The following is a 24,292-nucleotide window of genomic DNA, read 5'->3' as shown; positions in this document are numbered from 1 at the left end:
GTCAGACCCGTTGGACGGCTGCGTGCCGCTCGGCGGCCAGCGCCACCGCGGCGTCGCGCGCGGCAGCCGTCTCCGCCTCGGTCAGCGTGCGATCCGAGGCGCGGAAGCGAAGCGCGAAGGCCAGCGACTTGCGCCCCTCGCCCACCTGCTCTCCGGTGAACACATCGAAGAGCCGCACCGACTCGCAGAGCGCACCGGCACCGGCCCGCAGCGTCGCCGCCACGTCCGCGGCCGGGACGTCGTCGGCGACCACGAGCGCGACGTCCTCCTTGGCCAGCGGATAGGTGGAGAACGTCGGGGCGGGCACGATGTCGACGGCTGCGGCCATGAGCAGGTCGAGGTCGATCTCCAGGGCCGCCGTACCGCGTGGCAGGCCGAAGGCGGCGCAGACCCGTGGGTGCAGCTCGCCCGCATGACCGAGCTCAGCACCGCCGTCCAGCACCAGCGCGGCACACCGGCCTGGGTGCCACGGCATCCGTGAGGCGGTCCGCGTCGCCGCACTGACTCCGAGCTCGGTCGCGAGGTCGCGGACCAGTCCGACAGCGTCCGCCCATCCGGCCGTCCGGCCCGCGCCCCACCAGCCGGACCGGTCGTGCTCGCCGGCGAGCACGACCGCGAGGTGCAAGGGCTGACTGGGCAGCGCCTCCTCGAGCTTGCCGACCTCGGCGTATGAGGGGCGGATCTGCACTCCGTAGATCGGTGCTGGTCCCCGGTCCACCGGAACCGCGACCGTGCCGGTCTCGAACAGCGCCACACCGGCCGCGCCCCGACCCAGGTTGCGAGCCGCCGTGCGCAGCACGCCGGGCAGCAGCGTCGAGGTGTACGACGGCTCCTCGCTCGAGATCGGGTTGGCCAGCCGCACCGTCCGCCGCCACGGGTCGCCCTCTGGAAGGCCCAGTGCGTCCAGGGCCGCCTCGCCCACGAACGGGAAGTTGAGCACCTCGACCGCGCCGGCCCCGGCCAGGAACCGACCGACCCGACGACGCAGTCGCTGCTCCCGGGTGAGCCCCTTGCCCGCGGTCGGCCGCGGGACGACCGACGGCACCTGGTCGTACCCGACGATCCGGGCGACCTCCTCGACCAGGTCGAAGGGGTCGCTCAGGTCCGGCCGCCACGGTGGGACGGTGGCCGTCAGCACGGCACCGTCCACGGTGACCGCGCACCCGACTGCCTCGAGGTGAGCAACCGTGGTGGCTGCGTCGATCGGCATCCCGGTCACCCGGGCGGGAAGGTCGGTGGTCGCGGTGACGGTCCGCGCCGGCGGCGGAGCGCCGACCACGGTCACCCCAGGATCGACCGTGCCGCCGCCGTACCTGACCAGCAGCTCGGCGACCCGGTCCGCCGCCGCCTGGGGCACGGTCGGGTCGACGCCACGCTCGAATCGCTTGGACGCCTCACTCGGCAGCTTGTGACGCCTCTGGGTCCGGAAGATGCTGACCGGCTCGAAGTGGGCGGCCTCGATCACGATGTTGGTGGTGGTCGAGGACAGCTCGGTCGTCCGACCGCCCATCACGCCGGCGAGCCCGATCGGCCCGGTGTCGTCGGTGATCAGCAGGTCCTCGACGCTCAGCCGCCGGTCCACCCCGTCGAGGGTGGTCAGCCGCTCTCCCTCGCCGGCACGCCGCACCCGGATCGGGCCGGTCAGCCGGTCACGGTCGTAGCCGTGGATGGGCTGTCCGATCTCCAGCATCACGTAGTTGGTGATGTCCACCGCGAGGCTGATCGGGCGCATCCCGGCGAGCTGGACCCGACGAGCCATCCAGCGGGGCGTCGGCGCGGCGGGGTCGAAGCCGGTCACGGTGCGGGTCACGAAGACGGGGCAGCCGCCGGGGTCGTCAACGACCACGGGCTGCCCCTGGTCGTTGCCGGCCGGGGTGTCACGTTCGGCCGGGTCGCGGAGGGGCACGTCGTACGCCAGGGCGGCCTCGCGGGCGATCCCCCGCAGCGACAGCGCATAGGCGCGATCGGGGTTGATCTCGAACTCGATGACCTCGTCACGCAGCTGCAGGAGCTCGAAGACGTCGTCGCCGGGCTGACCCGCGTCGGCGGGGAGCACGATGATGCCGGAGTGGTCATCACCCAGGCCCAGCTCCTTCGCGGAGCAGATCATCCCCGCGGAGAGGTGCCCGTAGGTCTTCCGCGCGGAGATCTCCACCGGGCCCGACCCTTGGCTCCCTGGCAGCACGCCCCCGGGCAGCACGACGACGACGAGATCGCCGACCTCGAAGTTGTGCGCTCCACAGACGATGCCCTGGGGCTCGCCGGTGCCGTTGGCGACGCCGACGTCGACCTGGCACCAGTTGATGGTCTTGCCGTTCTTCTGCGGCTCGGGCTCGCGGCTGAGCACCCGGCCGATCACCAGCGGTCCGGTGATGTCGTGGCCGGGCCGGTCGAGCGCTTCGAGCTTGAGGCCGAGTGCGGTGAGTCGGGCGGCCAGGTCCGCGGCGGTGACGTCGTCCGGAAGGTCGACGTACTCGCGGATCCATGAGACGGGGGCGCGCATCAGATCTCCTGTCCGAACGCAGTGGTGAAGCGGACGTCGCCCTCGAAGAGGTCACGGAGGTCCTCGATGCCGTGCCGGAACATCAGCATCCGGTCGATGCCGAAGCCGAAGGCGAAGCCGGTGTAGCGCTCGGCGTCGACCCCACAGGCGGTCAGCACGCGCGGGTTCACCACGCCGCAGCCGCCGAGCTCGATCCAGCCCTCGCCACGGCAGGTGCGGCACGAGTCGACGGCCGGGGCCGCGCCACGGCAGACGAAGCAGACCATGTCCATCTCCGCGGACGGCTCGGTGAACGGGAAGTACGACGGCCGGAACCGCGTGGTGATCCCCGGACCGAAGAGAGCCTGAAGCATGTGGTCCAGGGACCCTCGCAGGTGGGCCATCGTGATGCCTTCGTCGATCACGAGGCCCTCCACCTGGTGGAAGACCGGGCTGTGGGTGGCGTCGTACTCGTCGGTCCGGAAGACGCGCCCCGGACAGACCACGTAGATCGGCGGGGTCCGGGTGAGCATCGTGCGCGCCTGCACCGGCGAGGTGTGCGTGCGGAGCACGACGTGGTCCTCGGCCGGCTCGGTCCAGAAGGTGTCCTGCATGGTCCGGGCGGGGTGGTCCGGACCGAGGTTGAGCGCGTCGAAGTTGAGCCACTCGGCCTCGATCAGCGGGCCCTCCGCTACCTCCCACCCCATCGCGACGAAGACGTCGGCGATCCGCTCCGAGAAGGTGGTGATCGGGTGCCGGGCGCCTCGTGCCTGGCGGTCCCACGGCAGCGTCACGTCGACTGTCTCCTCGACCAGCATCTGCTCCTCGGCCGCGGCCTCGAGCACCTCCTGCCGGGCGGCGAGGGCCTGGCCGACCGCGCCGCGGGCCTGCCCGACCCGCAGGCCGGCCTCCTTGCGCGCGGCGGGCGGAAGCGCGCCGATCTCGCGATTGGCCAGGGCGAGCGGCGAGCGATCACCGGCGTGGGCCTGGCGGACCTGCTTGAGGGCAGCCAGGTCGGCAGCAGCGTCGATCGCAGCCAGGGCGTCGTCACGCATCCGGTCGACCTCCACCGCTTCGAGGGGGGTCACCTGGACCGGGTCGTACTCGGAGTTGGGACCCGACATCGACTGCCTTTCGACGCTTGCGTGCCGACGCGGTTCGCCGGCGGGCTGCAGGGGGCAGTCTAGGAAGCCGGGCGCCCGGCCCGCGAACCGGATTCGTCGGCCGGCCCCTCGTCGTCGGCCGGGGCGGTCGGCCACAGCACCCGTACCCGTGCGCCACCGCGAGGCCCGTCGAGGATCTCGACGGTGCCGCCGTGGACCCGAGTCAGGCCATTGACGATGTACATGCCGAGGCCGGATCCCCCGCTGACACCGGACTTCCAGAACTTGGTGAACACCCGCGTGCGGATCCCCTCGGGGATCCCGTCGCCCTCGTCGTCGACGAGGATCTCCACACCCCGGACGGGCTCGGTGAGCGGCCGAGTGGCCACCCGGACCTCTCCCTCGCCATGCCTGATCGCGTTCTCCACGAGGTTGGTGACGACCTGGATGAACTTGTCCGGATCCGCGAAGACGGTCGCCTGAGGGTCTTCGTCGGTGTGCAGCACCGTCCGGCTGGTTCCGGCCCGCACGGAGCTCAGGATGCGTTCCACACAGGGTCCGATCTCGAACTCTCGCGGATAGAGCGGGAGCCGGCCGGTGTCGATGCGGGCCACGTCGAGGAGCTCGGTGATCAGCCGCGAGAGGCGCTCCGCATCGGAGTGGGCGGTGGTGAGCATGAGCCTCTTCTGCTCGTCGTTGAGCCGGTCCCACTTGTTCAGCAGGGTGCCGACGAAGCCCTTCACCCCCGTCAGCGGCGAGCGCAGCTCATGAGCGACGGTCGCGACGAGGTCTGAGCGCTCACGGTCCAGCCTCTCCCGGCCGCGGGCGGATCGCAGCGCGACGGCCACGTGGTCGACGGGTCCGCCCCGGCCGGTACGCCGGATCCGGGTGTGCACCAGCAGCTCGGTGCCGTCCTCGGTGAACCACGCCTGCTCGGGGATCGCCCTGCGCGTCGAGAGGCCGCGATAGGGGCCCACCGTGGCGAACCACGCGTTGCCCTCGCGGTCCTGCAGCGTCATCGCCTCGCGCAGCGGCACCCCGGGTCTGGCTGCAGGACCGAGCATCCGCCGCGCCACCTCGTTGACCACGAGGACGTCGCCGTCGGCGTCGGCGAGCACCACCCCGTCGGGCAGCAGATCGTAGGCGTCGGCCGAGGTCGGGATCACGGACCCCACGCTAGCGACCGGCAGCCCTCGCCGCCGCTGCCGACGCATAGAGGCACACGGCCGCTGCCGTGGCCAGGTTGAGGCTCTCGGCACGGCCGAGGATCGGGATCGCGACCCGGTGGTCCGCGAGGGCAGCGAGCTCAGGGGGCAGGCCCCACGCCTCGTTGCCGAACAGCCACGCGACCCTGCCGTCGAGCAGGTCACCGGCGTCGAACAGGTCGGCCTCGCCGTGACCGTCGGCGGCCAGCACGGTCCACCCGGCACCCTGGAGCGCGCGTACGGCGGAGGTCGGCTCTGCCTCGACGACCAGTGGCAGGTGGAACAGGCTCCCGACGGTCGCGCGCACGGTCTTGTCGTTGTAGGGATCGACGCTGTGACCGGCGAGCACGACGGCGCGTGCGCCCGCGGCGTCCGCGGTCCGGATGATCGTCCCGGCGTTCCCGGGGTCACGGACGTCCGCGCAGATCGCGATCGTGCGCGGTCCGGTGCCGTCGGGGTCGGGGTCGCCGGAGTCGTCGGCGTGCAGCAAGGTCTCGAGCGCGACGTCGACGTACCGGCAGACCGCCACCACACCCTGCGGGGTGACCGTTCCGGAGAGCGAGGCCACCGCGGGTTCGTCGGCGTACTGCCAGCGCAGACCCGCCTGCACGACGGCGTCGCGGAGGGGGGCGCAGGACGCGCTGGCCTCCGCGGTGGCGAACACCTCGACGACGCAGCCCGGCACCGCGAGCGCCTCTCCCAGCGCCTTGGCGCCCTCGGCCAGGAACAGTCGGTGCCCCTGCCGTACGGCGCGCCGGGTGAGCCTGCGGGCCGCCTTCACCCGCCCGCTGCGGGTGGTCAGCGAGCCGGACCCCGTTCCCGAGGTCGGCGGATGCTCGGCGGCCATCACGACCTGCGCTTCACCCAGCAGAGTCGCTCTTCACACACCGACTCCGATGTGTGAAGAGCGACGTTGAGCTCTGAACCTGGGAAAGTCGCACCCTCAGGCCGACACCGGGGCGTTGACGTCCTCGGGCAGGGCGGCCTTGGCGGTCTCGACGAGGGTGGCGAACGCGGGCGCGTCGTTGACGGCCAGGTCGGCGAGGATCTTGCGGTCCACCTCGACACCGGCGGCCTTGAGGCCCTGGATGAACCGGTTGTAGGTCATCCCCTCGGCGCGGGCGGCAGCGTTGATCCGCTGGATCCACAGCTTGCGGAAGTTGCCCTTGTTCTTGCGCCGGTCGTTGTAGCTGTATACCAGCGAGTGGGTGACCTGCTCCTTGGCCTTGCGGTAGAGGCGCGAACGCTGACCGCGGTAGCCGGAGGCGCGCTCGAGGACGACCCGGCGCTTCTTCTGGGCGTTGACTGACCGCTTGACGCGTGCCATTTCCTACTCCTTCAAGATCTGTTGCTGGTGGTTCCGACGTGGTCGGCCACCGTTGATGTCGGTGGGCGCGCGGTCAGAGACCGAGCAGCTTCTTCGCGGTCTTGACGTCCGACTTGGCCACCTCGACCGTGCCGGTCATCCGCCGGGTGACCTTCGAGGCCTTCTTCTCCAGGTTGTGACGCTTGCCGGCCTTCTCGCGCAGGATCTTGCCCGAGCCGGTGACCTTGAAGCGCTTGCTCGCGCCGGAGTGCGTCTTGTTCTTCGGCATCTGTTCTCTCTCGTTTCTCGTTGGCTGGTCGCGAGGTGTCCGCGTCGCGGGTTCGACGACCGGGCGTGGCCAGTCAGCTGTCGGTGTCAGGCGTCGATGTCAGGATCGAGGTTCTCGGAGCGCCGTCGCTCCTTCTTGGGGGTGGTGGCCGCGGCCTTCTCGGCGGCCTCGCGCCCAGCGGTGCGCTCGGCGTGCTCCTCGGCCTCAGCAGCGGCTCGCTCGGCGGCCCGCTCCTGCTTGGCCGCCTTGATCTCCGCCTTGGCCTCGGCCTTCTTCTTGTGCGGCCCCAGGACCATGACCATGTTGCGGCCGTCCTGCTTCGGCGAGGACTCGACGAACCCGAGCTCCTCGACGTCCTCGGCGAGCCGCTGGAGCAGCCGGAACCCGAGCTCGGGACGGTGCTGCTCACGGCCCCGGAACATGATCGTGATCTTGACCTTGTCGCCGGCCTTGAGGAAGCGGACCACGTGGCCCTTCTTCGTCTCGTAGTCGTGGGCGTCGATCTTCGGACGAAGCTTCATCTCCTTGATGATCACGTTCGTCTGGTTCCGACGGGCCTCACGGGCCTTCTGGGCGTTCTCGTACTTGAACTTCCCGTAGTCCATGAGCTTGGCGACCGGCGGTCGTCCCTGCGGTGCGATCTCGACCAGGTCGAGATCGGCCTCCTGGGCAAGCTTCAGTGCCTGCTCCGTGGGGACGATGCCCACGGTCTCTCCGTTGGGTCCCACGAGCCGGACCTCGGGAACCCGGATCCGGTCGTTGATGCGCAGCTCAGTGCTGATGTGTCCTCCTGGGTGGAACGGTTGGGCGACCGCCTCGGCTCCGTCCCGGCGTACGCTTGCCGTCCACCAAAAAAGGGCCTCCGCTCACAAGCGGAAGCCCACAGACCGGCCCGACGGTGTGCTTGCGCACGCCACCGGCCCTGCCGGACCCGACCCGACGGCCTCGCGGCCGATGCGGGTGGGAGACCGATGCTGCTGGTCCCCGCTTGCGGATCGGACAGCGTGTGTCCGATCGGTCAGGACCCAGAGTACGCCAGTGACCCCATCTGTGTCGAAACGTGGAGCCGTCGACCCGTCGGCTCTCAGTCGTTCGGCCGCTGGGCCCGCACCCAACCCCAGCCGTCGCCGAGGTCGACCAGGGTGAGCCCGTCGGCGAGCGCGGCCAGCTGCTCGCCCTCCACGACGAAGAGCACCGGCCCGGCAACGTCGACCAACAGCACGTCAGCGCCATCCTGGCGGGCGGCCCGGGCGGCGTCCGCGAAGCCGACGGGCACCGGCCGCGCCTCGGGGTTCCACGCTCGCAGCGGGCCGGTCCCGGTGAAGGCCAGCAGCCCGGTCCGCCCGTCCTGACCGGTCATCAGCACGGTCGCCATGTCACTGGTCTTGTCGTGCGCGCGGCCGTGCTCGTCGTGCTCGACCTCGCCGAGCACCGCGACCACCGGGACCAGCACCCTGCTGTGCTGCAGAACAGCCAGCGCCGCTCTGTGGCCGGGCCCGCCGCTGGCGCCGTACGCCGTCAGGGCGGCGCCCACCTCCGGCGCGACCTCGCCCCCGTCGCCGGCGAAGCCGGGGTCGGGAAGGTCGCGGGAGGGTTCGGCGGGCACGGAACCGTAGGCTAGACGCCATGACGTACGACGGCGCGGTCTGGGGTTCCCTCGCCTGCGCGCTCAGCGCACTCGGCGCGGTGCTCACCTATCTCGCGTGGCAGCGGCGCGGCCCTCGGGCGGCCCTCCGCGGGGTGGCCTGGACGCTGTTGCCCGTCGCCGCCTGGCTGACCGGAACGCTGCGGCTGGCCACCGAGGTGATCGGCGACGTGGGCGACTGGGCGGCGCGGGTGGTGTTCAGCCCCGCCGTCTGGCTGGGCATCTGTCTCGCCGGGGTCTCGGCCGTGCTGTTCGGCGTCTCCGGCGCACTTCGGCGGCGCGCGGGTGGCCGCCCCGCTCGCGGCGACCGACGGGCGACGAGACCGGGCAAGGAGCGTCGGTCCGTGGCCCGCCGGCCTGAGGGCCCGGCGGACGACGACATGGACGAGATCTCGGCGATCCTGAAGAAGCACGGCATCTCGTGACCCGCAGCCCGAAGCCGGCCGGCGATCCTGCCGATCGGGATGCTCGGATCGCGCTGGCCCGGCGGCTCGACGCCGCGGTGGTGATGCTGGAGGACCCGAGCACTCCGATGGTGGTGGTGGACCTCGACGCCTTCGATGCCAACGCCGAAGACCTGGCTCGGCGCGCCACCGGCACCCCGATCCGGCTGGCCAGCAAGTCGGTCCGCGTCCCGGCCCTGATCGAGCGGGCCCTCTCCCACGAAGGGTTCGAGGGAGTGCTCGCCTACTCGCTTCGTGAGGCGCTGTGGCTGGCCGCGAACGACGTCACCGACGACATCGTGCTCGGCTACCCGACCGTGGACCGTGGCGCGCTGCAGCGACTCGGCGGTGATCCGCTGCTTGCCTCGCGGATCACCCTGATGGTCGACGACCGTGCCCACCTGGACCTGATCGAGGCCTGTCGCACGCCGGGCACGCAGGTCCGGGTGGCCATCGACATCGATGCGGGGCTGCGCCGGGGTCCGCTGCATGTCGGACCGAAGCGGTCCCCCCTGCACGACCCGGCCGCCGTCGTGGCGCTCGCGCGCGACGCCCTCGCCCGCGGGCTCGTCGTCGACGGCGTGATGACCTACGAGGGCCAGGTCGCCGGGGTGCCGGACGACGTGCCCAGCCAGCGCGCCAAGTCGCTGGTGGTACGCCGGCTCAAGGCTGCGTCCGTCACTCAACTCGATGACCGGCGCGCCCGGATCGCCCGCGCGCTGGCCGACGTCGTCGATCTGCGGTTCTGGAACGGCGGCGGGTCCGGATCGGTCGAGACCACGGTCGCCGACCCCGTGGTCACCGAGGTCGCCGCCGGCTCCGGATTGTTGGTCCCCACGCTGTTCGACCACTATCAGAGCTTCCGCCCCCGCCCGGCGGCCTGGTTCGGTGTCCCGGTGGTGAGGCGGCCCGGCGACACCGTGGTCACGGTCGCCGGCGGAGGCTTCATCGCCAGCGGACCGACCGGCAAGGACCGCTCACCCCAGCCGTGGGCACCGCCGGGCCTGCAGCTGACCGCGCTCGAGGGCGCCGGCGAGGTACAAACTCCCCTGACCGGCCCCGGTGCCGGCGCCCTCGAGATCGGCGACTGGGTGTGGTTCCGGCACGCCAAGGCCGGCGAGCTCGCCGAGCACACCAACACGGTGCACCTCCTCGGGCACCTCCCTGGCGACCGCGGGGACGAGGTCGTGTCCGTGCCCTCCTACCGTGGGCTGGGGCACGCCTGGTGATCGCCGCGACCGCCGCCCGCATTCGTGCGCTCGCCGACTCCCGCGGACCTACCCTGGGCGACGGCCGGCTGGTCTGCATCGACGGCCCGGCCGGGTCCGGCAAGACCACCGTGGCCGCGGCGATCGACGCGCCGACCGTGCACATGGACGACCTCTTCCGTGGCTGGGACGGATTGGCCACCGTCGATCCGACAGTGCGGGGCGTCGTCGAGCCCCTCATGCACGGGCGGCCCGGGCGGTACCAGCGGTGGGACTGGATCACTGCAGCTCCCGCAGAGGAGCATCTCGTCGCGCCTGCGCCCCTGCTGGTCATCGAGGGTGTCGGGGCGGGGACCCGCGCCTGGGCGGCCCTATGCACGGTGCTCGTCTGGGTCGAGTCCGACCCCGTCACCCGGCTGGCGCGCGGCATCGCACGGGACGGCGAGAAGGTTCGCGAACGATGGGAGAAGTGGATGGTCGACGAACAAGAGCTCTTCGCCCGGGAGCGGACCCGGGCTCGGGCCGACCTGGTGGTGCCCACGTGAGCCGCAGCTGGACGATCGGCCACGGCAGGTACACCGCCACCGTGCTGGAGGCGGGTGGCGGGCTGTCCTCGCTGCGGTACGACGGCTCCGACCTCCTCGATGTCCCGGGCGAGCCGGTCAGCGGCGGCCGAGGACAGCTGTTGCTCCCCTGGCCGAACCGGATCCGCGACGGCAGGTACACGTTCGCCGGCACCGAGCGCCAGTTGGCGATCAGCGAGCCCGCGTTCGGCAACGCCAGCCACGGCCTGGCCCGTTGGTGTGCGTGGACACCGGTCGAGTCCGCCGAGGACACGATCGAGGTCGGCATGCGGCTGGTGGCGCAGAGCGGGTATCCCTGGACCCTCGATCTGCGCGCCCGCTATGCGCTGGCCGACGACGGCCTCACCGTGCGGCTCGGCGCGACCAACCGATCGGACTCCCCGGCGCCGTTCGCCGCCGGGATGCACCCCTACCTGCGCGTCGGTGTGGTCGTCGACGAAGCGGTGCTCACAGTGGCGGCGGACCGACACCTGCGCGTCGACGAACGGCACCTGCCGACCACCCTCGAGCCGACTCCTGCCGAGCGCGACTTCTCCATGGGCCGTCGGATCGGTGCCGTCGAGCTCGACGACGCCTGGACCGATCTGCACCGCGACGAGCGCGGCTGGGCGCAGGTGCGTGTCGAGGGCGCGTACGTCGTACGTCTCGACCTCGGGCCGCAGTGGCGCTGGGTCCAGGTCTTCACCGGCGACACGCTCTCGGAGGGCCGCCGGCAGGCGCTCGCGGTCGAGCCGATGACGGCGCCCGCGGACGCGTTCAACTCCGGCACCGATCTGCTCGTGCTCGCGCCCGGCGAGACCTGGCACGGCTCGTTCCGGCTCAGTCGGGAGGAGTCCCCGGGTCGCTAGCCGCAGGCGGATCAGTGGGGCCGTCCCGGCGGCGGGGCGGCTCGGCGGAGTGCTCGGCGATCAGCCCGCGCAGCGCCCGCACGGCGTCGATGGCGCGCGACCCGTCCGAGCCCTGGATCGCGAGCACGGAGATCGAGGTGCCGTCAGAGAGGTCGAGATTGGCCCACGGTGCACCGCGGCGCAGTTGGATCCCGAGGACCTGGGCCCACTCGAAGTCGCGTCGCCGGTAGCCGTTGACGACGGTGAGGCCGCGCTCCTGCGCCGACACCCGCGAGCGCACCAGCGCGAACCAGGTCGCGAAGCCGAGCAGGCCGAGGAACACCAGGGTCGCCCGCTGGAAGGTGTCGAACCGGGCGCGATCCTGCGCGCCGAACGCGATCCACACCACCACGAGCAGGACGAGCAGCATCCCGCCGAAGACGCTGCCGGCGATCCGCGCACCGAACGGACGCCACGTGTGCGGCAGCGATTGGGCATCGACCGGATGTGGTGCCGGTGTGTCGCTCACAGCCGGCACGCGTGGATGTCGGTGAGCAGGATGCCCCTCGCCCCGATCTCGTAGAGGTCGTCCATCAGTCGCTGGGCGCCGTCGCGAGGCACCATCGACCGGACCGCGACCCAGCCCTCCCGATGAAGGGGCGAGACGGTGGGGCTCTCGATGCCGGGAGTCAGCGCCACGGCCCGCTCGACCTGTGAGTCGGGGATGTCGTAGTCCATCATCACGTAGGACCGGGCCACCAGCACCCCGTCGAGGCGCCGCTTGAAGACCTCGAAGCCGGTGGGCGCGGCAGCGTCGGCGCGAGTGATCAGCACCGCCTCTGACTCCAGCACCACGTCGCCGACGATCTCGAGCCCGGCCTGCTTGAGCGTGCTGCCGGTCTCGACGACGTCGGCGATCACGTCGGCGACGCCGAGCTGGATGCTGGTCTCCACGGCACCGTCGAGACGAATCACCTCGGTGGTCGCGGTGTCGATCCCGTTGCGCTCGAGGTAGCTACGGACGATGCCGACGTACGACGTGGCGATGCGCTTGCCGGCCAGGTCGGCCAGCCCGGTCAGGGTGCCGGGACGGGCCGCGAACCGGAACCGCGACCGCCCGAACCCGAGGCTTCGGACCTCCTCGGCCTTGGCGCCGGAGTCGAGCAGCAGGTCGCGGCCGGTGATCCCGATGTCGAGGGTGCCCGATCCGACGTACAGCGCGATGTCGCGGGGTCGCAGGTAGAAGAACTCGACCCCGTTCTCGCTGTCGAGCAGGGTGAGCTCCTTGGAGTCCGAGCGCTGCCGGTAGCCGGCCTCACGCAGGATCTCGGAGGCCGAGGTGGCCAGTGAGCCCTTGTTGGGGATGGCGATGCGCAGCAGGGCGCCGCCGGACGGGTCGGTGGTCGGGCTGGTCACGATGAGTTCCTAGAGGTGCGTGTAGACGTCTTCGAGGGAGATTCCGGCGGCGAGCATCAGCACCTGCGCGTGGTACAGCAGCTGGCTGATCTCCTCGGCCGCCCGCTCATGGCCCTCGTGCTCGGCAGCCATCCACGACTCGGCGGCCTCCTCGACGAGCTTCTTGCCGATCGAGTGGACACCGGCGTCCAGCGCCGCGACCGTGCCCGAGCCCGCGGGGCGAGTGGCGGCTTTGTGGTTCAGCTCCGACCACAGCTCCTCGAACGTCTTCATCGCCCTTAGCCTAGGTGCTCGCGCCGCCTGATCCTGCGTAGGGTCTGTGCGGTGAGAAGCGCCGCCGCCGTAGCCTCGTAGCCCTTGTCCTCGCGGCTGTTCTCCAGGCCGGCGCGATCCAGCGCCTGCGCTTCGTCGTCACAGGTGAGCAGACCGAAGCCGATCGCGGTGCCGGTGCCCAGCGCCACCCGGTTCAGGCCGTCGGTCGCCGCCGAGCAGACGTAGTCGAAGTGCGGGGTGCCTCCGCGGATCACCACGCCGAGCGCGACGACGGCGTCGAACCCCTTCTGGGCCAGCTCGTTGGCGACCACCGCGAGCTCGAACGAGCCCGGGACCCGCACGACGACCGGCGCCTCTACCTGGTGCTCGGCCAGTGCGGCCTGCGCCCCGGCGATCAGTCCGTCCATCACCTTCTCGTGCCAGCAGGCCGCCACGACCGCCACCCTCAGGTCGTGGCAGTCCGTCGGCGCCTGGCCCGGTGCGCCCTCTCCACTCATCGGCGAGCCTCCTTCACTGTCTGGTCGAGCGCTGTCTGGTCGAGCACTGTCTGGTCGACCTCCACCAGGTTGCGGTCGGTCCGGTCGACCTGCTCGGACTGCCGGATCTGCTCGGCGAACGGCTCGAGACCCGGAAGCTCGTGGCCCATCCGGTCACGCTTGGTCAGCAGATAGGCGAGGTTGTGGTCGTTGGGCCGTGGTGTCAACGGGACCCGCTCGGCCACGGGTACGCCGTAGCTCTCCAGGCTGGTCGTCTTGTCCGGGTTGTTGGTCATCAGCCGGACCGACCGGACGCCCAGGTCCTTGAGGATCTGGGTGGCGGCGCCGTAGTGCCTCGCGTCGGCGGGCAGACCCAGGTCGAGGTTCGCGTCGACCGTGTCGCGCCCGCCGTCCTGGAGCTGGTAGGCCTGCAGCTTGGCCAGCAGGCCGATGCCACGCCCCTCATGACCGCGCAGGTAGACCACCACGCCCCGACCCTCCGCGGCGATCTTCTCGAGCGCCTCCTCCAGCTGGGGGCCGCAGTCGCAACGGGCCGAGCCGAACACGTCGCCGGTCAGGCACTCGCTGTGCACCCGGGTGAGCACCGGCTCGTCGCCGGCGAGGTCCGCCGGGTCGCCGAAGACGAGTGCGATGTGCTCGCTGCCGTCGACGGTGATCCGGTAGCCGAAGGCGGTGAAGTCGCCGTACCTGGTGGGCAGCCGGGTCGACGCCAGCCGCTCGACGTGCCGCTCGGTACGCCGGCGGTAGTGCACCATCTGCTCGATCGAGATCAGTTTCAGACCGTGCTCGTCGGCGAATGCGCGCAGCTCGGGACCGCGCTTCATGGTGCCGTCGTCGTTGACGACCTCGACCAGGACCCCGGCCGGGGTCAGACCGGCCATCCGGGCCAGGTCCACGGCCGCCTCGGTGTGGCCACGACGCACCAGCACGCCGCCCTCGCGATAGCGCAGCGGGAAGACGTGCCCGGGTCGGGTGAGCTCCCACGGCTCGGTCGCCGAGTCGGCCAGCACCCGCGCTGTGTGGGCCCGGTCGGCGGCGGAGATGCCGGTGGTCACGTCGTCCCTCGCGTCGACCGAGATCGTGTACGCCGTGCGCAGCTTGTCCCTGTTGTGCGGGGTCATCAGCGGGATCTCGAGACGGTCCAGCATCTCTGCAGGCATCGGCACGCAGATCACCCCGCTGGAGTGGCGGATGGTGAACGCCATCAGCTCCGGCGTCGCCTTGCACGCCGCGAAGATGATGTCGCCCTCGTTCTCGCGGTCCTCGTCGTCCACGACGACGACGGCCCTGCCGGCGGCGATGTCGGCGATCGCCTCCTCCACGTCGTCCAGGCGGACGGGACCGCGCAGGTTGGGTTCGGCTGCGTTCATGAGCTGCTCACCATCTTCTCGACGTACTTGGCGATCACGTCAACCTCGAGGTTGACGACGTCGCCTGGCTCTTTGTGACCCAGGGTGGTGCGGGCCAGCGTCTCGGGGATCAGGCTGACGCTGAAGGTGTCCGCGGCCGTCTCGACCACGGTCAACGAGATGCCGTCCACGGTGATCGAGCCCTTGGGCACCAGATAGCGGTCCAGCCCGGGCGGCATCGTGATCTCGACGACCGTCCAGTTCTCGCTCGGGGTACGGCGACGCACGGTGCCGGTGCCGTCGACGTGGCCCTGCACGATGTGACCGCCCAGCCGGGTGGCGGGGGTGACCGCGCGCTCGAGATTGACCCGGCTGCCGGGCTCGAGCCCGCCCAGGGACGTCTTCTCGAGCGTCTCGCGCATCACGTCAGCGGTGAAGGTCTCGCCCGACCGCTCGGCCACCGTCAGGCAGCAGCCGTTGACCGCGATCGAGTCCCCGAGGCCGGCATCGGTCGTGACCAACGGGCCGCGCACGGTGAGCCGGATCGCGTCGGCCTGCTCCTCGAGCGCGTCGACGGTGCCGAGCTCCTCGATGATTCCGGTGAACATGTCAGTCCTCCTCGTCCGGCGCGGGCGCCGGTTCCATGGTGATGCGCACGTTGGTATCTGCGCCGGTCCCCAGCGTCGTCACGTCCGTGACCGTCAGGTGCAACGCGTCCGCGATCGTGCTGATGCCCAGGTCCCCCACCGCGCTGCGTCCGGCGCCGAGCAGGATCGGGGCCACATACGTGACCACCTCGTCGACCAGCCCTGCCACCAGGAACGACGCGGCCAGGGTGGGGCCGCCCTCGAGGAACACGTGCCTGCGGTCGAGGTCGAACAGCTGCGCCAGCGCGGCGCGTGGATCGTGGGTGCGCAGCCGGACGGTCGGCGCCCGGTCATTGAAGATCCGTCGGTCGTCGGGGAGGTCCCGCTCCCCCATCACCGCGCGGAGCGGCTGCCGCGCCAGGGGGACGTCGTACTCATCGCGCACGGTGAGCTCGGGGTCGTCGACTGCGACGGTGTTGGCGCCGACCAGCATCACGTCGCACTGCCCGCGGAGCCGATGGGTGTCGATGCGGGCCGGTCGCGAGCTGACCCATCTGCTGGTCCCGTCGGCGGCCGCGCTGCGCCCGTCGAGGCTGGTCGCGAACTTCCAGGTGACGAACGGCCGCTGGTGCTCGAGGGCGAAGATCCATGCCCGATTGAGCCGCCGGGCCTCCGCCTCGAGCAGTCCGGAGCCGATCGCCACCCCGGCCCTCCGGAGCGCCTCGGCTCCCCCGGCAGCCAGCGGGTTGGGGTCGGGCTGCGCGTACACCACGCGGGCGACGCCGGATTCGATGAGAGCCGTCGAGCAGGGGCCGGTCCGCCCGGTGTGGTTGCACGGCTCCAGGGTGACCACGGCCGTCGTACCCCGCGCGTCGGCGCCCGCCTCGGCGAGCGCTGCGACCTCGGCGTGCGGCGTCCCGGCGCCGCGGTGGAAGCCCGCCGCAACCTCGCGACCGTCGGCGTCGAGCAGCACGCACCCGACGCGGGGGTTGGGTCCCAGAGGTACGCCGGGGGTGGCGGCCAGCTCGAGAGCACGCCTCATCGCGCGCACCTCGGCGGCACTGAAGCCGTCAGCGCTGCCGGCCATCTCGCCCCTTCCTGTTCCGCGGCACGCGGACCCCGGGGCGACGGCGCCGGCTGCGGCCCACTCCGGGGACGCGACCAGCGCAGCGTGCGTCTTTCCATCCGGACTTTGACCGTCGGTCCAGGAGTTCCACCTGGTCAACCGGTCACCAGCCCTCGGATGAAGGTCAGCAGCCGGGTCGCGGACTTTCACCGCCGGTGCGGAGTTCCACCGCCCCCAGAGCACGCGAGCATCTGCTCGTCAGGCACCAGCCTGCCACACCCGCCCGCCGGCGCCTACGTTGCGCACGTCACATCAGCGCCCTGGGCGCGGGCAAGGGAAGCGCCGCTCGGAGCCTCAGCCGTCCGCGGCGGTGGCGAGGCTGCGCAGCTGCTGGACCACGGCGTCGGGGTCCTCGGCGGAGTAGACCGCGGACCCGGCCACGAACGTGTCGGCACCGGCCTCGGCACACCGCTCGATCGTCTCCGCGGAGACGCCTCCATCGACCTGGAGCCACAACTCGAGCCCGTGCTTGTCGATCAGTTCGCGGGCCCGCCGGATCTTGGGCAGGCACAGGTCGAGGAACCGCTGACCGCCGAATCCCGGCTCGACCGTCATCAGCAGCAGCATGTCCAGCTCGCCGAGCAGGTCCTCGTAGGGATCGACGGGCGTGGCCGGCTTCAGGGCCATCGATGCGCGCGCTCCCTGGGCGCGGATCTCCCGGGCCAGGCGTACCGGGGCCGCGGCCGCCTCGACATGGAACGTGACGCTGCCGGCGCCGGCCTCGACGTACGCCGGAGCCCACCGGTCCGGGTCCTCGATCATCAGGTGGGCGTCGAGGGGAAGGCTGCTGTGCCGGGCGAGCGACTCGAACATCGGCGCACCGAGGGTCAGGTTGGGCACGAAGTGCCCGTCCATCACGTCGACGTGCACCCAGTCGGCGCTGGGGATCCTGGCGACCTCGTCGGCGAGGCGGGACAGGTCGGCGTTGAGGATGCTCGGCGTGATCTGGACTGCCACGCGTCGAAGTCTGGCACGGTCCCGGCGGCATGGCCGAACCCGGCCCACGACGCATGCAGCCGTGAACCCGGCCAGGTCAGCCGGCCCGGCGCAGGAGGCTGAGGAACATCGCGTCGGTGCCGTGCAGATGCGGCCACAGCTGTACGGCGCCGGGCAGCGTGCGGCTGGAGGCGGCCTCGACCCAGCCGACGAGCGGGGGCGCCTCCAGCAGGCGCACGTCGTCTCGGACGGCCAGAACGGCTCGGACCACCTCGGCCGTCTCCGCCGGCACCGGCGAGCAGGTCGCATAGCCGACCACACCCCCGGGGCGCACCGAGTCCAGAGCCGCGTGCAGCAGGGCATTCTGCAGGGGCACCAGGGCGTCGAGGTCCTCGGGCCGGCGGCGCCACCTCGCCTCGGGACGTCGGCGCAGCGCGCCCAGACCGGTGCAGGGCGCGTCCACGAGGACGCGATCGAAGGTCCCGGGTCGCCACGCGGGAGCAGTGCCGTCACCGGCGACGACCTTCAGCGCTCCCGGCGGCAGCGCACGGGCACCGGACGCGACCAGGACGGCCCGGTGCGGCTGTCGCTCGTTGGCGATCAGCGTCGCCCCTCGTCCGGCGGCCAGCGCGCCGAGCAGCGCGGCCTTGCCGCCGGGACCCGCGCACAGATCCAGCCAGAGCCGGTCACGACCCTCCACGGGCGCAGCCGCGAGCGCCAGCGCCACCAGCTGGGATCCGGCGTCCTGCACACCGGCCCGGCCCTCGCGGACCGCGGGGATGGCGCTGGGATCGCCGCTCTCCAGCTCCACGGCGTACGGCGAGACCGGAAGCGCCCGACCGCCCAACTCCTCGACCGTGGCCAGCCCCGGCCTCGCGACCAGAGTGACCCGCGGGGCGTCGTTGTCCGCCTCGAGCAACGCGGTCGGGTCGTCACCGAGTGCCTCGGCGAGCAGGTCCACGACCCATTGCGGATGGGAGGCGCGCACCGCCGGCGTGGCGTCCAGGTGGTCCATCCACTCCGGCAAGGTGCGGGCACCGACCCGGCGCAGCACCGCGTTGACCAAGCCTGATGGGCGGTGGCCGATCGCGGTGCGCACGAGTGAGACCGTGGTCGCCACTGCCGCGTGCGCGGGCACCCGCATGGAGAGCAGCTGATGGCAGCCGAGCCGTAGCGCGTCACGCACCGGCGGGTCGAGCGGCCGGGTGACCAGTGCGTCGATCACCGCGTCGTAGGCGCCGCGCATCCGCAGCGTGCCGGAGGTGAGCTCGGTGGCGAACGCCGCGTCGCGTCCGTCGAGGCGTCGCTCGCGGATCAGCCTGGCGAGCTCGAGGTTGGCGTAGGCATCGGAGCCGTCCACGGCGCGGAGCACGTCGAAGGACAACCGGCGCGCGGGGTCAACCGCCACGATGGCGCTTCACCAGGCTCTTCGGGGCACAGGCGCGCCACGCGTCGGTGATCACCTCGACCAGCTCGTCACGGCTGACCTCGCCGAGCCTGGACAGCTGCACGAGCACGGCGTTGTAGCCGTTGAAGTGGTCGACGGTGAAGAACGGCCCGTCGCCCTCCACCAGGGCCGTCTTGTCGGCCTCGTCCACCGTGCGGATCACGAGCAGGTCGGTGAACGGCTCACCGGTGGCGGGGTCGATCGCGGTCCGGCCGGGCCTGCGGTACAGCACGAAGCCGCGACCCTGCCGCTCGCCGTCACGGAACCGATGATGCACGAGCCAGGTCGGGACGTCGCCCCAGGAGGTGCCGAACCAGGTCTCAGGGAGGGCGGCGCAGATCTCGTCGACGTCCTCAGGTCGGGCGGGTACGGCGGCCATCGCTTCCCCCTACTTCCCCAGGGTCGTGCCGGCTGGCACGGTGACGCCCCGGGCCCAGTCGGCGGCCGGCATCTGCTTCTTGCCGAAGGCCTTGACCTCGCCGAGACGGACCGGATGGGTCCCGGTGCCGACGTGCACGGCGCGTCTGCCGATCCGCAGCTCGCCCGGCGCGAGCCGGTCCGCGGTGTCGTCGATCCACACCGGCCCGAGCTTCATCCGGTCGCCCTCGAGGGTCGTCCACGCTCCCGGACTCGGCGTACAGGCCCGGATCTGCCGCTCGATGCCGGCGGCCGGAAGTCGCCAGTCGACCCGCGCGTCGTCGACCAGCACCTTGGGAGCGAAGCTGACACCCTCGGACTGCTGGGCGCGGGCCTCCAGCGAGCCGTCCGCGATGCCGTCGAGGGTGGAGACCAACAGCCCCGCGCCGCCCTCGGCCAGCTTGGCGAGCAGGGTCCCGGCGGTGTCGTCCGGTCGGATCGTCTGGGTCATCAGCCCATACACAGGACCGGCGTCGAGCTCCTTGACGATCTGGAACGTGGTGGCCCCGGTGACCTCGTCGCCGGCCCAGATCGAGTGTTGCACCGGCGCGGCGCCACGCCAGGCCGGCAGCACGGAGAAGTGCAGGTTGACCCAGCCGTGTCGCGGGATGTCGAGGGCGGACTGCGGCAGCAGCGCGCCGTAGGCCACCACCGGGCAGCAGTCGGGCTCGAGCGCCCGGAGCACCTGCTGGAAGTCGGGGTCGCGCGGGTGCTCGGGCTTGAGCAGCGCGACGTCGGGCCGATGCTCGGCGACCCACTGCGCGACCGGTGAGGCGACCAGGTGCCGGCCGCGGCCCGCGGGCGCGTCGGGCCGGGTGACGACACCGACGAGCTCGTGGCTGCTGGCCTGCAAGGCTTCCAGTGCGGGTACGGCGACCTCGGGGGTCCCGGCGAAGACGACTCTCATCGGGCCCGCCCGTTCACAGACCGAACCCGTTGGTCGCGTGGGGCGAGAGCCGGACCGCGGGGGTCGGCTCGCCGAACCACTCGGACTCGCGGATCATCCGCATCGCCTCCCGACGGGCGTCGCGGTCGAGCCGGTCGATGAAGAGGATCCCGTCGAGATGGTCGGTCTCGTGCTGCAGTGCCCGGGCGAGCAGGGCGGACCCCTCCACCAGCTTCGGTTCGCCGTGCATGTCGAGCCCGTGCGCCACCACGTGCAGCGCGCGCTGGCAGTCCACGGTGATGCCCGGGATGGACAGGCAGCCCTCGGGCCCGTCCTGGAGGTCTGCCGACAGCTCCAGCGAGGGATTGACCAAGTAGCCGAGCTCGCCGTCGACATACCACGTGAAGACCCGCAACCCGACCCCGATCTGCGGTGCCGCCAGCCCCGACCCGGGTGCGTCCCGCATGGTGTCGGTGAGGTCGGAGACGAGCGTCCGCAGCTCCTTGTCGAAGTCCACCACGGGTGCCGCAGCGGCACGCAGGACCGGGTCACCGAAAAGCCGGATCGGACGGACGGACACGCAGGGACTCCTCGCGGTGGACGACTCCGGCCACCCTATCGAGCATCGCGGACGGCCGGAGCGTGCCGCCGGGGCGTCAGCTGAAGGTCAGCGCGCCGTCGCGCAGCCGTCCGCGGCGCAGCCGGACGATGTCCACCAGGTAGTTGTTGGGCATCTGCCACGGCGCCCGGCTCCCCGCCTGTGGCAGCTCTCCCACCGCGCGCTGGACATACCCGGACTGCAGCGGCATCAGCGGCACCGTCTCGATGTCGTCGCCGCGCACCGGACGCACCACCGACTCTCCGTGCCGGCCCATCTTCTGCAGCACCCGCACGACGTACTCCGAGACCAGATCAGCCTTGAGCGTCCACGACGCGTTGGTGTAGCCGATCACGAACCAGAGGTTGGGCACGCCGTCGAGCATGCAGCCCTTGTAGACGATCCGCTCGTGGGGCTCGACGCGCTCGCCGTCCACGGAGACGTCGACCCCGCCGAACAGCTGCAGCTTCAGTCCGGTCGCGGTCACCACGATGTCGGCCTCGAGCTCCTCGCCGCTGGCCAGCAGGATGCCCTTCTCGGTGAAGCGGTCGATCCTGTCGGTGGCGATCTCGGCCTTGCCCGCCCGGATCGCCTTGAACAGGTCGCCGTTGGGCACCATGCACATCCGCTGATCCCACGGGTCGTAGGACGGCTTGAAGTGCGTGTCCACGTCGTACCCCTCGGGCAGCTGGCGCTCCGTGGCGCTGCGGATCAGCTTGCGGATCATGTCGGGGCGACGCTGGCTGGCCTGGAAGAGACCGGCCTGGAGCAGCACGTTGCGCCAGCGGGCCAGTCCCGCCGCCGTCTTCTCCGGGAGGACCGCGCGCACCGCCGGGCCGAGGGGGTCCTTGCGCGGGATCGAGAGGATGTACGTCGGCGAGCGCTGCAGCATGGTGATCCGCTCGACCTCGTCAGCCATCGACGGGACCAGGGTGACCGCGGTGGCTCCCGACCCGATGACCACGACCTTCTTGCCCGCGTAGTCGAGGTCCTCGGGCCAGAACTGCGGGTGCACCAGCTGACCGCGGAAGTCCTCGACACCGGCGAAGTCGGGGGTGTGCCCCTCGTCGTAGCTGTAGTAGCCGCTGCACGCCCACACGAACCGGCTGGTGAGCGTGCCCGGGACGCCGTCCACCTCGTAGCCGACGGTCCACACGCCGGCGTCGCTGTCCCAGTCCGCCGAGACGACGCGGTGACCGAAGCGGATGTGCTCGGTGACGCCGTACTCCGCGGCGGTGTCCTCGACGTAGCGCTTGATCGAAGCGCCGTCGGCCAGCACGTTGTCGTCGTGCCACGGCCGGAAGCGGTAGCCGAGCGTGTGCATGTCGGAGTCGCTGCGCACGCCCGGGTAGCGGAACAGGTCCCAGGTGCCACCCATCTCGGACCGCCGTTCGAGCACCGCGTAGCTCAGCTCGGGCAGACCCTCGTGCAGGTGTACGGCGGCGCCCACGCCCGACAGCCCCGCTCCGACGATCAGCACGTCGACATGGTCTGTGGCGGTCTCACTTCTCGGCATCTGCCCATTATATTGAACTGGCGTCAACAAGGAAAGAGGCCGGCGCGATCAGCCGAGTGAGGTGGGGTCGAGCTCGACCCTCAGGTGCGCCAGCTTGCGAGCCGACCGGGTCCCCTGCATCACCCGCAGCGCGGCGGCGAGGTCGGCTCCGGCCGCGCGCGGGACGCGCACCACGTAACGGCACACCTGCTCGGCCTCGTCGTCCTCGGGGTGGCCACCGCGACGGCCGCGAGGCTGGTCTGGGACCGCGACCGGTCCCAGCACCTCGGCCCCGGGTGGCAGCGCCAGGTCCTCGAGCGCGGCGGCCACCTCCTCGGGATCCCCGGCGACCGTCGCGGCGCGGGAGGCCGGCGGCAGGTGCGCGGACTGGCGATCGGCGATCTCCCGCTCCGCGAATCCCGCAGGGTCCCAGCGGACCAGGGCCTGCAGCGCGGGGTGGGAGGGCGCGCCGACCGCCAGCACCCGGCCGCGGTCGGGCGCGGCCACCAGCGCAGCGGCGTTCGCCCAACGCCGGACCGCCTCCTCGGCGGCCCGCAGGTCGGGGCGGCCCAGCGGCAGCCAGGTGTCCAGGAGCAGCACGGCCGCGTAGCCCCCGTCCGCGACCGGCTCCGCGCCCGGTGTCGCGACCACCAGCGCGGGAGTGCTCGCCACCTCGTCGAGGACGTGGTCGCCCGAGGACGTGCGGACCGGGACGTTCGGGAACGCCCTACCGAGCTCCTCGGCGGTCCGCCGGTCGCCCAGCACCGGGGCACGCAGACCGCGTCCGCCGCACTCCGAGCACGCCCAGCCGGGCGCCGGTGTGCCGCACCAGGCGCACTCCGGGGGTCGGTCGGCCGCGGTGATCCGCAGCGGGCCGCGACAGCGTGCGCAGTCCGCGCTGCACCGACAGCGGTCACAGAGCAGCCTGGTGGCATAGCCGGCGCGCGGTGCCTGGACGAGCACCGGGCCGCGGGTCAGCGCCGCGCGGATCACCTCGAAGACCTCCCGGGGCAGCCGCGCCGACCGCGCCCGCGGGTCCCGAGCCAGGTCACCGGCGCTGTCACCGGTCACCGCGACGGTGACCCGGCTGCGCACGACCTCTCGCGGTGCGGCAATCTCGCGCGCCCACCCGGTGCGGACGAGGTATTGCGCCTCGACACTTCGGGCGTGCCCGCCCACCAGCGCCGCGCACCCGGTCTGTCGCGCCCGCAGCAGCAGCACGTCCCGCGCATGCGGGTACGGCGCACGCGGCTCGTCGTGGAGGTCGTCGCCGTCGTCCCAGATGGCCACCAGCCCCAGGTCCGCCACGGGGGCGAACGCCGCCGCGCGGGTGCCGATCACGATCCGGGACGCCCCTCGGGCCGCGGCGAGGAAGGAGCGATAGCGCTTTGCCGGGCCGGCGTCCGCGGTGAGGACGACGTGCCGTCCCGGCCCGAGGCGCCCGGTGAGGACCCTGTCGAGGCGCGCGACGTCGCGCCTGTCGGGGACGCAGACCAGCACGCCGCGGCCCGCACGCGCGGTCGCCACCACCGCCTCGGCGAGCAGCACCGCGCCCTGGTCGCCGGGAAGCGCGCTGCACACCACCCGCGGCGATCCGCCCGCTGCCAGCTCCTCGATGAGAGCCGACCCGCCTGCGTAGGGCTCCCAGACGGCGGTGTCAGGAGTCGCCTCGACCGCGGGCGACGGGGGGCTCGGCTGCCTCTCGGTCGCGGCGTGGCGGGGCGGCACGGCCAGCCGGAGCACGTCGGCGCGGGTCCCCGCCTGGCGCGCGGCGACGAGCGCGCTGAGCTCGGCCACCTCCGGGGTGAGCACCGGCTCGGCGCTCACCACGCGACGCAGCTGCTGCAGACGTCCGGGGTGGTCGCTGCTCGGCGTACGCCCGACCACGAAGCCGTCGACGTCCTGGCCGGCGAACCGGACCTTCACCCGGGCGCCGGGCACCGCCGTGTCGGCGTACTTCTGCGGAACCGCGTAGTCGAAGGGCCGGTCCAGGTGCGCGAGCGGCAGGTCGACCAGGACCTGGGCCACCGGGTCTACCGCCGCGTCCGCGGCGGTCGCGGCGCGGGGCTTCGCCCGGCGCAGCTCGGCCCGGGCCGCCTCGCGCGGCAGCAGCGCGGGCTGCCCGTCGGCGTCGTCGGCAGGGACCTCGGTTGGCACGACCGCGATTCAACCA

Annotated in this window: 26 protein-coding genes and 1 riboswitch; of the genes, 4 read left to right on the top strand and 22 right to left on the bottom strand. The window is 72.0% G+C overall.

Features of this window, described 5'->3' with window-relative positions:
• Position 1: 1 nt before the first annotated feature.
• The 8 genes from pheT to Q9R13_RS01765 all read right to left on the bottom strand — a co-directional run bounded on the left by pheT (position 2) and on the right by Q9R13_RS01765 (position 7,991).
• On the bottom strand, positions 2 to 2,503 hold the full coding sequence (pheT, locus tag Q9R13_RS01800; protein ID WP_310963335.1) for a phenylalanine--tRNA ligase subunit beta: 2,502 nt from the start codon (positions 2,501 to 2,503) through the stop codon (positions 2 to 4).
• Positions 2,503 to 3,606 carry a phenylalanine--tRNA ligase subunit alpha gene (gene pheS, locus Q9R13_RS01795; RefSeq protein ID WP_310963334.1) on the bottom strand — a complete coding sequence of 368 codons (1,104 nt, stop codon included), beginning with the start codon at positions 3,604 to 3,606 and terminating at the stop codon, positions 2,503 to 2,505. Before pheS ends, pheT begins: the two co-directional genes overlap by 1 nt.
• Positions 3,607 to 3,665: 59 nt before the next feature.
• Positions 3,666 to 4,751, bottom strand: coding sequence for a sensor histidine kinase (locus tag Q9R13_RS01790; protein ID WP_310963332.1), 1,086 nt, complete (start codon positions 4,749 to 4,751; stop codon positions 3,666 to 3,668).
• 10 nt (positions 4,752 to 4,761) lie between these two features.
• Entirely contained in the window at positions 4,762 to 5,637 is an 876-nt protein-coding gene (locus tag Q9R13_RS01785; protein ID WP_310963330.1) for a TrmH family RNA methyltransferase, read from the bottom strand.
• Positions 5,638 to 5,733: 96 nt separating this feature from the next.
• Positions 5,734 to 6,117 (bottom strand): 50S ribosomal protein L20, encoded by a 384-nt coding sequence (gene rplT, locus Q9R13_RS01780; protein ID WP_310963329.1) that lies wholly within the window; start codon positions 6,115 to 6,117, stop codon positions 5,734 to 5,736.
• A gap of 73 nt (positions 6,118 to 6,190) precedes the next feature.
• Positions 6,191 to 6,385: a 50S ribosomal protein L35 gene (gene rpmI / locus Q9R13_RS01775; protein ID WP_310963327.1), complete on the bottom strand. Its 195-nt coding sequence runs from the start codon at positions 6,383 to 6,385 to the stop codon at positions 6,191 to 6,193.
• 86 nt (positions 6,386 to 6,471) lie between these two features.
• A complete protein-coding gene (infC, locus tag Q9R13_RS01770; RefSeq protein ID WP_310965011.1) occupies positions 6,472 to 7,167 on the bottom strand; it encodes a translation initiation factor IF-3 in 696 nt (231 codons plus the stop codon).
• 302 nt (positions 7,168 to 7,469) lie between these two features.
• A complete protein-coding gene (locus Q9R13_RS01765; RefSeq protein ID WP_310963326.1) occupies positions 7,470 to 7,991 on the bottom strand; it encodes an SseB family protein in 522 nt (173 codons plus the stop codon).
• Positions 7,992 to 8,011: 20 nt separating this feature from the next.
• Here Q9R13_RS01765 and Q9R13_RS01760 point away from each other — a divergent pair, with 20 nt between their 5' ends.
• Genes Q9R13_RS01760 through Q9R13_RS01745 form a run of 4 tightly spaced genes read left to right on the top strand, consistent with a single transcriptional unit; the run spans position 8,012 to position 11,113 of the window.
• Positions 8,012 to 8,455 carry a hypothetical protein gene (locus Q9R13_RS01760; RefSeq protein ID WP_310963325.1) on the top strand — a complete coding sequence of 148 codons (444 nt, stop codon included), beginning with the start codon at positions 8,012 to 8,014 and terminating at the stop codon, positions 8,453 to 8,455.
• A complete protein-coding gene (locus Q9R13_RS01755; protein ID WP_310963324.1) occupies positions 8,452 to 9,702 on the top strand; it encodes an alanine racemase in 1,251 nt (416 codons plus the stop codon). The genes Q9R13_RS01760 and Q9R13_RS01755 overlap by 4 nt, the downstream gene beginning before the upstream one ends.
• Positions 9,699 to 10,226, top strand: a complete 528-nt coding sequence (locus Q9R13_RS01750) for a uridine kinase family protein (RefSeq protein WP_310963322.1) — start codon at positions 9,699 to 9,701, stop codon at positions 10,224 to 10,226. Before Q9R13_RS01755 ends, Q9R13_RS01750 begins: the two co-directional genes overlap by 4 nt.
• Positions 10,223 to 11,113 (top strand): aldose 1-epimerase family protein, encoded by an 891-nt coding sequence (locus Q9R13_RS01745; protein WP_310963321.1) that lies wholly within the window; start codon positions 10,223 to 10,225, stop codon positions 11,111 to 11,113. The genes Q9R13_RS01750 and Q9R13_RS01745 overlap by 4 nt, the downstream gene beginning before the upstream one ends.
• Here Q9R13_RS01745 and Q9R13_RS01740 read toward each other — a convergent pair.
• The 14 genes from Q9R13_RS01740 to Q9R13_RS01675 all read right to left on the bottom strand — a co-directional run bounded on the left by Q9R13_RS01740 (position 11,085) and on the right by Q9R13_RS01675 (position 24,276).
• A complete protein-coding gene (locus Q9R13_RS01740; protein WP_310963320.1) occupies positions 11,085 to 11,621 on the bottom strand; it encodes a PH domain-containing protein in 537 nt (178 codons plus the stop codon). The genes Q9R13_RS01745 and Q9R13_RS01740 overlap by 29 nt on opposite strands.
• The gene (gene hisG / locus Q9R13_RS01735) at positions 11,618 to 12,472 is read right to left on the bottom strand and encodes an ATP phosphoribosyltransferase (RefSeq protein WP_310965010.1); all 855 of its coding nucleotides are present in this window, start codon (positions 12,470 to 12,472) and stop codon (positions 11,618 to 11,620) included. The genes Q9R13_RS01740 and hisG overlap by 4 nt, the downstream gene beginning before the upstream one ends.
• Positions 12,473 to 12,517: 45 nt before the next feature.
• A complete protein-coding gene (locus tag Q9R13_RS01730; RefSeq protein ID WP_310963319.1) occupies positions 12,518 to 12,781 on the bottom strand; it encodes a phosphoribosyl-ATP diphosphatase in 264 nt (87 codons plus the stop codon).
• Positions 12,782 to 12,786: 5 nt separating this feature from the next.
• Positions 12,787 to 13,278 (bottom strand): 6,7-dimethyl-8-ribityllumazine synthase, encoded by a 492-nt coding sequence (ribH, locus tag Q9R13_RS01725; protein ID WP_310963318.1) that lies wholly within the window; start codon positions 13,276 to 13,278, stop codon positions 12,787 to 12,789.
• Positions 13,275 to 14,648: a bifunctional 3,4-dihydroxy-2-butanone-4-phosphate synthase/GTP cyclohydrolase II gene (locus Q9R13_RS01720; RefSeq protein WP_310963317.1), complete on the bottom strand. Its 1,374-nt coding sequence runs from the start codon at positions 14,646 to 14,648 to the stop codon at positions 13,275 to 13,277. Before Q9R13_RS01720 ends, ribH begins: the two co-directional genes overlap by 4 nt.
• Positions 14,645 to 15,235, bottom strand: coding sequence for a riboflavin synthase (locus Q9R13_RS01715; RefSeq protein ID WP_310963316.1), 591 nt, complete (start codon positions 15,233 to 15,235; stop codon positions 14,645 to 14,647). Before Q9R13_RS01715 ends, Q9R13_RS01720 begins: the two co-directional genes overlap by 4 nt.
• 1 nt (position 15,236) lies before the next feature.
• Positions 15,237 to 16,301: a bifunctional diaminohydroxyphosphoribosylaminopyrimidine deaminase/5-amino-6-(5-phosphoribosylamino)uracil reductase RibD gene (gene ribD / locus Q9R13_RS01710; RefSeq protein WP_310963315.1), complete on the bottom strand. Its 1,065-nt coding sequence runs from the start codon at positions 16,299 to 16,301 to the stop codon at positions 15,237 to 15,239.
• An 80-nt stretch (positions 16,302 to 16,381) separates the two neighbouring features.
• A riboswitch (FMN riboswitch) is annotated at positions 16,382 to 16,527 on the bottom strand.
• Positions 16,528 to 16,634: 107 nt separating this feature from the next.
• Positions 16,635 to 17,297, bottom strand: coding sequence for a ribulose-phosphate 3-epimerase (gene rpe, locus Q9R13_RS01705; RefSeq protein WP_310963314.1), 663 nt, complete (start codon positions 17,295 to 17,297; stop codon positions 16,635 to 16,637).
• Between the two features lie 76 nt (positions 17,298 to 17,373).
• The gene (locus Q9R13_RS01700) at positions 17,374 to 18,684 is read right to left on the bottom strand and encodes an RsmB/NOP family class I SAM-dependent RNA methyltransferase (protein WP_310963313.1); all 1,311 of its coding nucleotides are present in this window, start codon (positions 18,682 to 18,684) and stop codon (positions 17,374 to 17,376) included.
• Positions 18,674 to 19,102 (bottom strand): hypothetical protein, encoded by a 429-nt coding sequence (locus Q9R13_RS01695; RefSeq protein WP_310963312.1) that lies wholly within the window; start codon positions 19,100 to 19,102, stop codon positions 18,674 to 18,676. The genes Q9R13_RS01700 and Q9R13_RS01695 overlap by 11 nt, the downstream gene beginning before the upstream one ends.
• A 9-nt stretch (positions 19,103 to 19,111) precedes the next feature.
• Positions 19,112 to 20,047 carry a methionyl-tRNA formyltransferase gene (gene fmt / locus Q9R13_RS01690; protein WP_310963311.1) on the bottom strand — a complete coding sequence of 312 codons (936 nt, stop codon included), beginning with the start codon at positions 20,045 to 20,047 and terminating at the stop codon, positions 19,112 to 19,114.
• Between the two features lie 13 nt (positions 20,048 to 20,060).
• Entirely contained in the window at positions 20,061 to 20,606 is a 546-nt protein-coding gene (gene def / locus Q9R13_RS01685) for a peptide deformylase (protein WP_310963309.1), read from the bottom strand.
• A 76-nt stretch (positions 20,607 to 20,682) separates the two neighbouring features.
• Positions 20,683 to 22,140 carry a flavin-containing monooxygenase gene (locus tag Q9R13_RS01680; protein WP_310963308.1) on the bottom strand — a complete coding sequence of 486 codons (1,458 nt, stop codon included), beginning with the start codon at positions 22,138 to 22,140 and terminating at the stop codon, positions 20,683 to 20,685.
• Positions 22,141 to 22,188: 48 nt separating this feature from the next.
• Positions 22,189 to 24,276, bottom strand: coding sequence for a primosomal protein N' (locus Q9R13_RS01675; protein ID WP_310963307.1), 2,088 nt, complete (start codon positions 24,274 to 24,276; stop codon positions 22,189 to 22,191).
• Positions 24,277 to 24,292: the final 16 nt, after the last annotated feature.

The organism is Nocardioides marmorisolisilvae, from assembly GCF_031656915.1.
Classification (GTDB): domain Bacteria; phylum Actinomycetota; class Actinomycetes; order Propionibacteriales; family Nocardioidaceae; genus Marmoricola; species Marmoricola terrisoli.
The sequence above is the reverse complement of the archived record's forward strand: the minus strand, read 5'-3'. Positions and strand labels throughout refer to the sequence as shown.